Source organism: Agrobacterium sp. CNPSo 3708, assembly GCF_028674915.1.
GTDB lineage: Bacteria > Pseudomonadota > Alphaproteobacteria > Rhizobiales > Rhizobiaceae > Agrobacterium > Agrobacterium cavarae.
The window spans coordinates 478,234-490,475 of record NZ_JAQZSF010000001.1; the positions used below are offsets into that span (position 1 = coordinate 478,234).

Sequence of the window (12,242 nt, forward strand, 5' to 3'; positions counted from 1 at the left end):
GCTTCCAAGTTGAGGCTGGTCAAAGCCTGCCCTAATGGATATAGACGCCGCTTGAAAAGGCGGCGCTGCCGCCGGAACATCAAAAGGTGGATGAGCGATTGAAAACCGCCAAGTCACGGGGTCCTGTGGACACCGATACAATTGCTGCAGTTCTGAAGCGTGTCTTTGCCGAGAATGCGCGCGACCATATCAAAGGCTATGTATTGGTCGTTTTCTGCCTGCTCATCGTCGCAGGATCAACGGCGTTCACCGCCTGGATTATGGACTCCATTATCAACGAAGCCTTCGTCAACCGACGCGCTGATCTCGCATTTATGATCTGCGGTGCAATATTTATGGCTTTCTTCCTTCGGGGACTTGCGAGCTACTTCCAATCTGTTGCGCTTTCGAAAATTGGCAATAACATCGTTGCCCGTTATCAGAAGCGTCTTTACTCGCATCTCATGACACTCTCGGTCGGGTATCTGAGCGAATCCCGTTCCGCGCATCTCGCAGCCCAGGTCAGCCAGAATATCGGCGGCATCCGCGACGTCATGAACTTGACCGTCACCTCCGTGGCCCGAGATCTCTTGACCTTCATTGCCTTGATCGGCGTGATGATTGTCAAGGACCCGTTCCTCTCGATCATCATCGTCTTCATCGTGCCGCCGCTGGTTCTCGGCCTTCGATACATCTCCAAAAGACTTCGGGAAACGACCAGAGAAGCCATCATCCTTGGAAGTCGTGTTCTCGGGTCCATGCAGGAAACGCTTCAAGGCATCGCGATCGTCAAGGCTTTCACCATGGAAAAGCCACTTGAGGAGCGGGTCTTCGCGACGATCGATGCTTCCGAACGGCGTTCCAATCGTATCGCGCGGTTGTCCGAGCGAACTGCACCTCTGACTGAAACCATCGCCGGAATTGCCGTCTCAAGCGTGCTCGCTTATGCCGCTTACCGCGCGATCTATGACAACGTTCCCCCGGGCGCCTTCTTTGCTTTCGTGACGGCCCTCCTGCTCGCTTACGATCCAGCGCGCCGTCTTGCCCGTCTTCAGGTCTCGCTGGAACGTGCCGTGGTGAATGCGCGCATGATCTATGAGATCCTCGATATGGAGCCGGTTCAGCGCGAAAAGCCGAATGCGGTGCCGCTCAAGATCGAAAACGCGACCGTGGAACTTCGCAATGTCGTTTTCTCCTACAAGGATTCCGGTCCTATCCTCAAAGGCGTGAGCTTTGTCGCCGAGGGCGGAAAAACGACCGCCCTTGTCGGCCCCTCTGGCGCCGGGAAATCCACGATCATCAACCTCGTGCCGCGGTTTTACGATCCGACGGGCGGCGAGATTTTGATCGATGGGCAAAACATTGCAGACGTGACGACGCATTCGGTGCGTCTCAATCTCGCCTATGTCTCGCAGCAGCCCTATCTCTTCGAGGGCACGATCCGCGACAACATCCGCTACGGCCGTCCAGAAGCGACAGACGCCGAAATCGAGGAAGCGGCGAAGCTTGCTTTCGCCCATGACTTCATTCTGGCGCAGCCGCTGGGTTACGACACACAGGTTGGTGAGAACGGCATGACCCTGTCTGGCGGCCAACGTCAGCGCCTGTCCATCGCACGCGCTCTGGTCCGCAATGCACCCATCCTGCTCCTTGATGAAGCGACGTCTGCACTCGATACCGAGTCAGAGTCCGTTGTGCAAAAGGCGCTCAATACCGCCATGTCCGGACGCACGGTTATCGTCATTGCCCACCGTCTCTCGACCGTCGTCAAGGCAGACAAGATTGTGGTGATGAATGAGGGCCAGGTTGTCGAAGAAGGAACGCATGATACGCTTGCGCGGCAGGAGGACGGTCTTTACGCTCGCCTCAACAATCTTCAGGCGACAGGCGTTCGCGGACTTTGAGAGCATAGGGTGACGGCATGAGCGGCAACGGCATGAAACTGGTGGTGGTTGGCGCTGCAGGCCGAATGGGACAGACCCTCATCCGTCTCATTCATGAAACGCCCGGCGTTCAACTCCATGCCGCGATCGAGCGCGAGGGCTCGCCCTTCGTTGGACGAGATGCGGGAGAGATTGCGGGTCTCGGCCCAATTGGTGTTCCGGTCACCAGCGATGCGCTCACCGCCTTCGTCAATGCCGAAGGTGTGGTCGATTTCACCTCACCGGCGGCGAGTGTGATCTTCTCCGGTCTTGCCGCACAGGCGCGTATCGTCCACATTATCGGCACCACCGGCTGCTCGGTCGAGGACGAGGAAAAGTTCAAGGCGGCTGCGCGTCATGCGCGCGTCGTAAAGTCCGGCAATATGAGCCTTGGCGTCAATCTGCTTTCCGTTCTAACGCGCCAAGCGGCAAAAGCGCTCGGGCCGCAGCAGTGGGACATTGAGGTGCTGGAAATGCATCACAAGCACAAGGTGGACGCACCATCCGGTACGGCGCTTCTGCTTGGCAAAGCGGCAGCACAGGGACGCAACATCGATCTTGCCGAAAACTCCGTCAGGGTGCGCGACGGGCATACCGGTGCACGCCAGGCGGGCACCATTGGCTTCGCAACGCTGCGCGGCGGTTCGGTGGTGGGCGATCACTCCGTGATCTTTGCTGGTGAGGGAGAACAACTGACCTTCTCGCACCATGCGGCGGATCGGAGCATTTTCGGGCGTGGCGCCATCGCCGCCGCACTTTGGGCTTTCGACAAGAAGCCCGGCTTCTATTCCATGCTGGACGTTCTCGGTCTGGCAGACAATTCATAATCAACCTGGAGAGTATTTATGAGCGGAACCCTCGTCCTCGTTCGTCACGGTCAAAGCGACTGGAACCTCAAGAACCTCTTCACCGGATGGCGCGACCCCGATCTGACGGAACTCGGCGTGCAGGAAGCCAACGCCGGCGGCAAGGCGCTTGCCGATTACGGTATCAAATTTGATGTGGCTTACACGTCTTCGCTGATCCGGGCGCAAAAAACCTGCCAGATCGTGCTCGACAATGTCGGCCAGTCTGGCCTGGAAACCATCCGCGATGAGGCGCTTAACGAGCGTGACTATGGCGATCTCTCCGGCCTCAACAAGGATGACGCCCGCGAGAAATGGGGCGAAGAGCAGGTGCATATCTGGCGCCGCTCCTACGACATCCCGCCGCCCGGCGGCGAAAGCCTGCGGGACACCGGTGCACGCGTCTGGCCTTACTATCTGACGGAAATCCTGCCGCGGGTTCTGCGTGGAGAGAAGGTTCTGGTTGCCGCCCATGGCAATTCGCTGCGTTCGCTGGTGATGGTGCTCGACAAGCTGAGCAAGGAAGAAATCCTGAAGCTCAATCTCGCGACCGGCGTGCCCATGGTCTACAAGCTGAATGCCGACTCCACCGTCGCGTCCAAGGACGTGCTGGGCGACATGTCTGCTGCGCATTGACACGTGTAAGGGCGGCCTTCCCACCTTTTGATCGAGGGCCGTCCGCTACACGCTGCTGAAGCATGGCAAGCCGTCAGGTTGCAATACGGTTTTCGCGAGCTTTTCTCGCGTGTCACTGCCAATCCCCGAATGTCGGCCGGGCATCCTTTCACTCTGTTCCCTTCCAGATTGCGTCATGAAACTCAGCATAGAACATGCGGAAGACTTCGTTTCTTCCATCTTCGAGAAGAACGGCGTTCTGGCGTCAAGCGCGCGCTCCGTTGCTCGTGCACTGGTTGCCGCGGAGGCTTGTGGCCAGGGCGGCCACGGATTTCGGCGGATACCGGTCTATGTGGCTCAGCTTCATTCCGGCAAAGTGAATGGCAAAGCCGTGCCCACAGCCACAAAGGAGCGCCCGGCGGTGGTCTCGATCGACGCAGGACACGGCTATGCCTATCCGGCTATCGATCTTGCGATCCAGGAGCTAGAGCCGCTTGCACGTGAACAGGGCATCGCGCTTGCCGCGATCGGTCGGTCACATCATGCTGGTGTCATGGCTTTAACGGTCGAGCGTTTGGCAGAACAGGGCCTCGTTGCCTTGATGGTTGCCAATGCCCCCGCATCCATGGCGCCTTGGGGCGGCATCAAGCCGCTTTATGGCACGAACCCGATCGCCTTTGCCGCGCCGATGAAAGACGCCGACCCTCTGGTGATCGATCTGGCGCTTTCCAAGGTCGCGCGGGGGAAGATCATGGCCGCCCGCCAAAAAGGCGTCACTATTCCAGGTGATTGGGCTCTCGACGCTCAGGGCCGCCCGACCACCGATCCACATGAAGCGATCAACGGCACCATGGTGCCGGCCGGTGAGGCTAAGGGCGCGGCATTGGCGCTCATGGTCGAGATCATGGCGGCGGGCCTCACCGGAGGCAATTTCGGCTTCCAGGCCTCTTCTCTTCTGGACGATACGGGAACGGCGCCCTCTCTCGGGCACACGATTATTGCGATCGATCCGACCATTGCCGGCAATGATGCTCTGGCGGACAGGGTTTCGCAGATGGCCGCCGAAATCGAGTCTCAGGGCAATGCAAGGCTTCCAGGCCGCCGCAGCCAGGGCATTCGCAAGCAATCTCTGGACAATGGAATTACGATCGAAGACGACATCTTGCGTCAGATCGAAGCGCTTTAAGAACTGGCAAAAGGTGCGCGGCCTGTCAGGTCGAAGTTTCCTTGAACAACACATTCTGGTCTAGAAGATAACGGGAGAACAGCGGCAGGCTGGCGCCACCAATAGCGCGTGCCTGACTTCCGACCGCACCCTCCCTGATATCGGGTACGCCCACACCTTGAAGATCGTGCAGCATCAAAGCGTCGCGCGTTGCTTCAACGATGCGCGAGCGCACCCAGCCTGGGAAGCCGCCATCGATGATGACGGTGGAGAAATCAATGATCGACGCAGCGGCAATGACAGCCTGGGCAAGTGCGGCACCGGTATTGCGGATCCATACTTCCAGAGATTCGCCGAAATCGATCCATTCATCGGGAGAAAACCACAGCGGCTTGGGGTCGATGCCTCTTTCACGCAGCATGTCTTCAAGCACGAAGATCGAGGCGATCTTCAGCAACTGCACCGTCTTGCCATCCCGACCCTGAACCGGCAGCGGACCGATCGCGCCTGCCGCGCCAGTCCTTCCTGAGAACAGGGCCGAATTCAGGACGACGACGCCACCGATGAACGAGCCAATGAAGACGTAGAGAAAATCCGGATAGGCCTGGCCGTTGCCAAACACCAGCTCGGCGCCGCACGCGCTCGTCGCATCGTTCTGAAGAAAGACGGGATGGTCGACAGCATCGGCAATCTCCTGGCGAAGATCGACCTGTTTCCAACTGTCCATTTTGCCCTCGGGCGCACCAACCTCTTTCGCCCAACTCCAGAGTTCAAACGGCGCGGCGATCCCAATACCTGCGATCTTCTCGCGTTCTGACGGATTGAGCCTGCCCTCCAACTCGGCAATGCCTTCGGTGACGAAGGGCAAAATCCATTCCGGCATTGGGTATGGATACGTATTGCGCAATTGCATCCTGATTCGACCGACGAAATCCATCAGCACCAGATCGACGCTGCGGCGGCCGATCTTCACGCCGAAGGAGTAGACCGAATCTGGATTGAGCCGCATCGGCGTGGAGGGTTGCCCGACGCGCCCTCGAAGCACCTCGCCCCTGATCAGCAAGCCATCCTTTTCCAACGAACGCATGATGACGGAGACGGTCTGGGCTGATAACCCGCTACGCCTGGCGATCTCAGCCTTCGACAGGGCATTGTGACGACGCACAAGCGAAAGAACCAACCGCTCATTATAGGCGCGAACGCGAACCTGGTTGGCACCGCCGCTCAAATCGGTCACCGTCGCAGGTGGCGTCTGCGACATCTCCACGGAACGCGACATCTTGTTTTCCTCCCGGCCGTTAATGGCAAGCGCCCCACGGCTTCATTCATCATGTCGGCTGCGACAAGTGTCCCGGTCTCCTCCCGTCCACTTTCGCAATCAAGGCTGAGAGAATGACAGATCGAATTAATAATTCAATTGGATTTATTTATTGACAGGCTGTTAATTTGATGGTTCCATCGCTTCCAGTGGCGCCTGATCTAGGAGGAGAAGGGCCGCAGACCAGTCATCCAAATGGCTGCTTGTTTCCACTGGGAGGATCATATGAAGACAACTGTTTCCGCCTTTTTGGGCGCGCTCGCGCTTGGCGTTTCTTTCGCTTCGGTTGCATCGGCCGCCGATACTTCGGCATGCCTTATCACCAAGACCGACACCAACCCCTTCTTCGTCAAGATGAAAGAAGGCGCGACCGCCAAGGCAAAGGAACTGGGCGTGACGCTCAAGTCTTACGCCGGTAAGGTCGATGGTGACTCCGAAAGCCAGGTTGCAGCCATCGAGTCCTGCATTGCCGATGGCGCCAAGGGCATTCTGATCACCGCTTCCGACACCAAGGGCATCGTTCCGACGATCAAGAAGGCGCGGGATGCAGGCCTTCTCGTCATCGCTCTCGACACCCCGCTTGACCCAATCAACTCTGCCGATGCAACATTTGCAACCGACAACCTCCTGGCCGGCAAGCTGATCGGTGAGTGGGCCAAGGGCACGATGGGCGACGGCGCCAAGGATGCCAAGGTTGGCTTCCTCGACCTGACGCCTGACCAGCCGAGCGTCGACGTTCTGCGCGACCAGGGCTTCATGATCGGCTTCGGTATCGATCCGAAAGACCCGAACAAGATCGGCGACGAAACCGATCCGCGCATCGTCGGCCACGACGTGACGAACGGCAATGAAGAAGGCGGACGCAAGGCCATGGAAAACCTTCTGCAGAAGGACCCAGGCATCAACGTCATTCACACCATCAACGAACCGGCTGCTGTCGGCGCGTATCAGGCCCTCAAGGCCGTTGGCATGGAAAAGAACGTACTGATCGTTTCCGTGGACGGCGGTTGCCCAGGCGTGAAGTCGGTCGAGGAAGGCGTCATTGGCGCGACCTCGCAGCAGTACCCGCTGATGATGGCAGCACTCGGCGTCGAGGCCATCAAGAAGTTTGCCGACACGGGTGAAAAGCCGAAGCCGACGGAAGGCAAGTCCTTCTTCGATACTGGCGTTTCGCTGGTCACCGACAAGCCGGTCAAGGGTGTCCCTTCGATCAGCGTCAAGGAAGGCCTGGCGAAGTGCTGGGGCTGATGCCCTCAATCACCATCTGAAGATCATGGCCGGGATCAGTCCCGGCCAACTTCACTCAAAACCATTCGCTTTCGTAATACCCGGCTGACATTTCGGCGCCGCGCATAGATGTTTGGCGAGCGGGAGGAGGAAACATGAGCGGAATTCAAGAATTCGAACGCGTGCTGGACGGGAGCGACAAGAAAGTCGCCTCCTTCGATCAGCAGAGCGTTTCCGCGCTCAAACGCGCGCAGCATTTTCTACACTCGACACCGGCAGCCGTGCCACTCATCGTCCTGATCCTGTCGGTTGCGATCTTCGGCATGACGATCGGCGGACGGTTCTTTTCATCCTACACACTGACCCTGATCCTGCAGCAGATCGCCGTTGTCGGTATTCTGGGCTCGGCACAGACATTGATCATCCTAACGGCCGGTATCGATCTTTCGATCGGCGTGGTGATGGTCATTTCATCCGTCGTCATGGGCAATGTGGCGGTCACCTATGGACTGCCAACCCCTATCGCCATTCTCGCGGGCTTCGTTGTCGGCGGACTTTGCGGCTTCTTCAACGGTTTCCTGGTGGCGGTGGTCAAACTCCCCCCCTTCATCGTGACGCTTGGTTCGTGGAACATCGTCATGGCGACGAATTTCATCTACTCGGCCAATGAAACGATCCGCGATGCCGACGTGCAGCAGACCGCACCGCTTCTGCAGCTCTTCGCCACCAACTTCCGTATCGGTTCTGCCATTTTTACACTTGGCGTCATCGCGATGGTCGCGCTCGTCGCCGTGCTCTGGTACGTCCTGAACCAGACCGCCTGGGGACGCCACGTCTATGCCGTGGGCGACGATCCGGAAGCGGCAAAGCTCTCCGGTATCCAGACCCGCAAGGTTCTGCTGAGCGTCTACACCATTGCTGGCGTCATAGCAGCCTTCGCGGCCTGGGTCGCAATCGGCCGTAACGGTTCGATCTCACCCTCTGCCGCTGTAACCGACTACAACCTGCAGGCCATTACAGCGACCGTTATCGGCGGCATCTCGCTCTTCGGCGGACGTGGCTCTATTCTCGGAACGCTCTTCGGCGCCATGCTGGTCGGCGTGGTCTCCATGGGCCTCAACATGCTCGGTGCAGACCCGCAGTGGAAGGTTATGTTGACCGGCTGGCTGATCATCGCCGCCGTGGCAGTGGATCAATGGATCAGAAAGGCAGCCGTCTGATGGCCCAGGATATGAACAGACAACCCATTCTTTCAGGTCATAGTCTCGTCAAGCGTTATGGCCGTGTGACAGCACTCGACAATGCCGACTTCGATCTCTACCCGGGCGAAATCCTGGCGGTGATCGGCGATAATGGTGCGGGCAAATCCTCGCTCATCAAGGCACTGTCGGGCGCGATCCGCCCGGATGAAGGCGAGATCCGGCTGGAAGGCAAACCGGTCCAGTTCAAAACACCGCTGGAAGCCCGCGATGCCGGCATCGAGACCGTGTACCAGAACCTTGCGCTGTCCCCTGCACTGTCGATCACCGACAACATGTTTCTGGGACGGGAACTCCGCAAGCCTGGTATTCTCGGCTCGGTGTTTCGCAAGCTCGATCATGCGGCGATGGACAAGTTCGCCCGCGAGAAGCTTTCCGAACTTGGTTTGATGACCATTCAGAACATCAACCAGGCGGTCGAGACGCTGTCCGGTGGCCAGCGGCAGGGCGTTGCGGTTGCCAGAGCGGCAGCCTTCGGTTCAAAGGTCGTCATTCTCGACGAACCGACAGCGGCACTTGGCGTCAAGGAGAGCCGTCGCGTTCTGGAACTCATCCAGGACGTACGCTCGCGCGGCATGCCAATCGTGCTCATTTCGCACAACATGCCGCATGTTTTCGAAGTGGCGGATCGCATTCACATCCATCGTCTCGGCAAACGTCTCTGCGTCATCAATCCGAAAGACTATACGATGTCGGACGCGGTGGCCTTCATGACGGGCGCGAAAGAACCGCCACGCCAGGATATCGCCGCATGACACTGACGCTTGCGGCGTTGACGGACGATGTCCTTGCCCGTGCAGAGAACTCCAACTCTCGTCGCTGCATAATTGCGATAGCCGGTCCTCCAGGGGCCGGCAAATCCACACTCGCCGATGCCCTGAGAGACAGCCTGATTGCCCGTGGCGAGGCCGCCGAAGTCCTGCCGATGGACGGCTTTCATATGGACAACGGGATTTTGGAAAGCCGCGGCCTGATCGCCCGCAAAGGGGCACCGGAAACATTCGATGTCCGTGGCTTTATCGATATCGTCAAAGCCGTACGCCAGGGTAACGAAGAGGTACTCGTTCCTGTCTTCGACCGCTCCCGGGAAATCGCGATCGCATCCGCAAGAGCCGTTTCAGCAGATACACGCTTCATTCTTGCAGAGGGCAATTATCTGCTGCTGGATGAAGCACCCTGGGACCGGCTGAAAGACAGCTTCGACCTCACCATTTTCGTCGGCCCATCCTATCCGGTTCTCGAGCAGCGGCTTCGCGATCGCTGGATCGGCTATGGGCTGGACGAGCAAGCCATCCACGCCAAGCTTTACGAGAACGATCTGCCCAACGGCAAGCGCGTCGTCGAAAATTCACGACCGGCCGATATTCGTCTCGACACCTGGACCTGACGCCTCGTCACCTGTGTGCCCGGACAAGCGATCAACCTTTGTCAGCGCGGATCAATCAACCTCAATTCGGATTGACGACTTTGCTTGCCAGTCTGAACGGGCTGGACACCGTGGCGCCGACAGCGTCAAGAACGAATGCGCCCGCGCGCGTCAGATCGTTGCCACCGCCGCGACGCTTTTCATCGAGCTTCGGCAACAATACAGCAAGTGCGGCGTAGCGATCGTGGTTGAAGCCATCGGATGAATCGAGCTCCGAAATATCGACAAACTGAACGCCTTCGCGTTTCGCAGCCTTGCTGATTTCGGGATCTGTAACGTCCAGTGCGCCGACTCTGCTTCGTTCGCCCGCAAGTAGGGAAGCAGCCATCAGGGCGCGATCATCCTTTGACACCAGCACGGTAAGCGGCGGATTGAGACGACCGACCACCTCGATCTGCTTTCGAAATACGTCGGTGTCGATGTCCGGTGCCGCGAGAATGACCTGGAGCTTGGCGATGACGTCGTTGCGGCCCTTCAGCCTGAGCTCTCTCAAGGCCTCCATGACCAGCCAAGCCCCCATGCTGTGACCGAAAACGATGACGTTCTTGCGGGGTGATTTTTGTGCGAGATCGATCAGGAGGTCCGCCAGCGCATCGCGAGAAAAGGTTGCCGCTTCCTTGTCGGCCAGATATCCCGTGACATCGGCCATGGACGGCCAGGAAAAGACCACCGGCACTCCATTGATATCGGCGTCCGCCGCCATTTGCGCGGCACGGAACAAAGCCTCCTGATAGCTGTAATTGTAGCCGTGGACAAACAGGCCAACATCCTTTCCGGATGAAAGAATGCCGGCGAGATCGTGCTTGAATGCGTCTTTTGAGAGCATGTCTCGATCGGTCACGACGAAGTCTTTCTTGGCGTCCGGCTTACCCGACGGCCACTCGATCTTGCCTTTCTTGTGATCCGGCGGGATGGAGATATCGAAGCGTGCATAGTTGGGCTGATCGGCACGCCCTGCACCGAATGCCAGTGTCTTGCCCGCTTCCTTCTCGCGCGTACTGACGACGTAGGCGGCTATGCTCTTGCCCGCCGTCGCCCGCGTATTGACGGCCTGCAGCACGTCGGCTCCCGGCCGTCCGGCGCAGGAACCGAGGAGGACGAGGGTGAGCAAAAGGGAAGTGACTCTGAGCATGCAATACCCGCTAAATTAGACAAGCACCGATAGCGGCAAAATCTGCGGCTGGCAATCGAATGAACGCAGACGTAAACGTAAGATTATCAGGCAAGGAAGACGCTGTCCATGACGCGGCTGTCAGCCTCGGTTTCAGAGAAAGTTCGTTTCGATTTGGGGCGGGATGTTGTAGGTCGTAAGCCATGACGATTCTGGATATGGCATGACGGCCAAAGTTTTCCTCTCACGGCTGAAGCTTACCGATTTCCGCAATTATGCGGAAGTGTCGTTGCGGCTGGATGAGCGCCATGTCGTGCTGACCGGCGATAATGGTTCCGGCAAGACGAACCTGCTGGAAGCCATCTCCTTCCTGTCGCCTGGGCGGGGTCTGCGCCGTGCCGTTCTTTCGGATGTTACCCGCGTAGGTGCAGAGGAAACAGGGTTCTCGATCTTCGCCGACCTCTCGGGCATGGATGGTGAGGTTGCGATCGGAACAGGCATAGATGGTGACGGCGATACGCCATCACGGCGCCTGCGGCTTAACGGTACGTCCGTCAAGTCCGTCGACGAATTGACCGATCACTTGCGGGTTCTTTGGCTGACACCGTCCATGGACGGGCTTTTCACGGGGTCGTCGTCTGATCGCCGCCGTTTCCTCGATCGCCTTGTTCTTTCCCTCGACCCATCGCATGGACGGCGTGCCAACGATTTCGAAAAAGCGATGCGCCAGCGCAACCGCCTGCTTTCCGATGGTCGCCTCGATCCCGTCTGGCTCGACGGTATCGAGAAGCAGATGGCAGAGCTTGGTATTGCCATGGCTGTTGCGCGCCATGAGATGCTGGGTTTGCTGCGCGCACTGATCGAAAGCCGTTCCGGCGATACCAGCTTCCCAAAGGCCACGCTTACGCTGTCCGGCTTCCTTGACGATCAGTATCATCGACCGGCAGTCGATCTTGAGGATGAGTATTTCGCCACGCTCCGGGAAAGCCGTTATCGCGATGCGGGTGCCGGACGCACACTCGAAGGACCCCATCGCGCCGATCTTTTCGTCCGGCATGCGGAAAAGGATATGGACGCGGCACGCTGCTCCACCGGTGAGCAGAAGGCGCTCCTCGTCGGCCTCGTCCTTGCCCATGCGCAACTGACCGCCAATATGACGGGTTACGCGCCGATCCTGCTTCTGGACGAGATCGCCGCCCATCTGGATGAAGGCAGACGTGCCGCACTTTTCGACCTCATCCATGCGCTTGGCGGCCAGAGTTTCATGACCGGGACGGATGCATCGATGTTTGCAGCATTGCAGGATCGCGCGCAGTTTTTCACCGTGTCGCATGGCAGCGTGTCATGATAGGGCTTCTGCCCATTGAGGTAGCGG

11 protein-coding genes are annotated in these 12,242 nt (G+C 58.5%); 9 read left to right on the top strand and 2 right to left on the bottom strand.

Annotated elements, in window-relative coordinates:
- Positions 1–98 precede the first annotated feature (98 nt).
- The 4 genes from PVA19_RS02235 to PVA19_RS02250 all read left to right on the top strand — a co-directional run bounded on the left by PVA19_RS02235 (position 99) and on the right by PVA19_RS02250 (position 4,547).
- Complete coding sequence (locus tag PVA19_RS02235) at positions 99–1,883, top strand: ABC transporter ATP-binding protein (protein ID WP_274101009.1); 1,785 nt, start codon at positions 99–101, stop codon at positions 1,881–1,883.
- Positions 1,884–1,900: 17 nt separating this feature from the next.
- Positions 1,901–2,728, top strand: a complete 828-nt coding sequence (gene dapB / locus PVA19_RS02240; RefSeq protein ID WP_274101010.1) for a 4-hydroxy-tetrahydrodipicolinate reductase — start codon at positions 1,901–1,903, stop codon at positions 2,726–2,728.
- Between the two features lie 18 nt (positions 2,729–2,746).
- The gene (locus PVA19_RS02245) at positions 2,747–3,382 is read left to right on the top strand and encodes a 2,3-bisphosphoglycerate-dependent phosphoglycerate mutase (RefSeq protein WP_062427161.1); all 636 of its coding nucleotides are present in this window, start codon (positions 2,747–2,749) and stop codon (positions 3,380–3,382) included.
- A 175-nt stretch (positions 3,383–3,557) separates the two neighbouring features.
- A complete protein-coding gene (locus tag PVA19_RS02250; RefSeq protein WP_274101011.1) occupies positions 3,558–4,547 on the top strand; it encodes an Ldh family oxidoreductase in 990 nt (329 codons plus the stop codon).
- A 25-nt stretch (positions 4,548–4,572) separates the two neighbouring features.
- Here the strand turns inward: PVA19_RS02250 and PVA19_RS02255 are convergent, their stop codons facing one another.
- On the bottom strand, positions 4,573–5,805 hold the full coding sequence (locus tag PVA19_RS02255) for an ROK family transcriptional regulator (RefSeq protein WP_274101012.1): 1,233 nt from the start codon (positions 5,803–5,805) through the stop codon (positions 4,573–4,575).
- A gap of 264 nt (positions 5,806–6,069) precedes the next feature.
- Here PVA19_RS02255 and PVA19_RS02260 point away from each other — a divergent pair, with 264 nt between their 5' ends.
- From PVA19_RS02260 to PVA19_RS02275, 4 genes are all read left to right on the top strand, one after another.
- Positions 6,070–7,092 carry a sugar ABC transporter substrate-binding protein gene (locus PVA19_RS02260; RefSeq protein WP_062427164.1) on the top strand — a complete coding sequence of 341 codons (1,023 nt, stop codon included), beginning with the start codon at positions 6,070–6,072 and terminating at the stop codon, positions 7,090–7,092.
- Between the two features lie 134 nt (positions 7,093–7,226).
- Positions 7,227–8,291: an ABC transporter permease gene (locus PVA19_RS02265; protein ID WP_062427165.1), complete on the top strand. Its 1,065-nt coding sequence runs from the start codon at positions 7,227–7,229 to the stop codon at positions 8,289–8,291.
- An 11-nt stretch (positions 8,292–8,302) separates the two neighbouring features.
- Positions 8,303–9,085 (top strand): ATP-binding cassette domain-containing protein, encoded by a 783-nt coding sequence (locus PVA19_RS02270; RefSeq protein WP_062599625.1) that lies wholly within the window; start codon positions 8,303–8,305, stop codon positions 9,083–9,085.
- The gene (locus PVA19_RS02275; RefSeq protein ID WP_274101013.1) at positions 9,082–9,717 is read left to right on the top strand and encodes a nucleoside triphosphate hydrolase; all 636 of its coding nucleotides are present in this window, start codon (positions 9,082–9,084) and stop codon (positions 9,715–9,717) included. The genes PVA19_RS02270 and PVA19_RS02275 overlap by 4 nt, the downstream gene beginning before the upstream one ends.
- A 61-nt stretch (positions 9,718–9,778) precedes the next feature.
- Here the strand turns inward: PVA19_RS02275 and PVA19_RS02280 are convergent, their stop codons facing one another.
- Positions 9,779–10,888, bottom strand: coding sequence for an alpha/beta hydrolase (locus PVA19_RS02280; RefSeq protein WP_144621833.1), 1,110 nt, complete (start codon positions 10,886–10,888; stop codon positions 9,779–9,781).
- Between the two features lie 202 nt (positions 10,889–11,090).
- Here PVA19_RS02280 and recF point away from each other — a divergent pair, with 202 nt between their 5' ends.
- Positions 11,091–12,215, top strand: a complete 1,125-nt coding sequence (recF, locus tag PVA19_RS02285; protein WP_144621835.1) for a DNA replication/repair protein RecF — start codon at positions 11,091–11,093, stop codon at positions 12,213–12,215.
- The last annotated feature ends 27 nt before the right edge of the window (positions 12,216–12,242 follow it).

Excerpts from the sequence above, each read along its gene's own strand:
- dapB (WP_274101010.1), top strand. The coding sequence starts at position 1,901 with ATGAGCGGCAACGGCATGAAACTGGTGGTGGTTGGCGCTGCAGGCCGA.
- PVA19_RS02245 (WP_062427161.1), top strand. The coding sequence starts at position 2,747 with ATGAGCGGAACCCTCGTCCTCGTTCGTCACGGTCAAAGCGACTGGAAC.
- PVA19_RS02250 (WP_274101011.1), top strand. The coding sequence starts at position 3,558 with ATGAAACTCAGCATAGAACATGCGGAAGACTTCGTTTCTTCCATCTTC.
- PVA19_RS02255 (WP_274101012.1), bottom strand. The coding sequence starts at position 5,805 with ATGTCGCGTTCCGTGGAGATGTCGCAGACGCCACCTGCGACGGTGACC.
- PVA19_RS02260 (WP_062427164.1), top strand. The coding sequence starts at position 6,070 with ATGAAGACAACTGTTTCCGCCTTTTTGGGCGCGCTCGCGCTTGGCGTT.
- PVA19_RS02265 (WP_062427165.1), top strand. The coding sequence starts at position 7,227 with ATGAGCGGAATTCAAGAATTCGAACGCGTGCTGGACGGGAGCGACAAG.
- PVA19_RS02270 (WP_062599625.1), top strand. The coding sequence starts at position 8,303 with ATGAACAGACAACCCATTCTTTCAGGTCATAGTCTCGTCAAGCGTTAT.
- PVA19_RS02275 (WP_274101013.1), top strand. The coding sequence starts at position 9,082 with ATGACACTGACGCTTGCGGCGTTGACGGACGATGTCCTTGCCCGTGCA.
- PVA19_RS02280 (WP_144621833.1), bottom strand. The coding sequence starts at position 10,888 with ATGCTCAGAGTCACTTCCCTTTTGCTCACCCTCGTCCTCCTCGGTTCC.
- recF (WP_144621835.1), top strand. The coding sequence starts at position 11,091 with ATGACGGCCAAAGTTTTCCTCTCACGGCTGAAGCTTACCGATTTCCGC.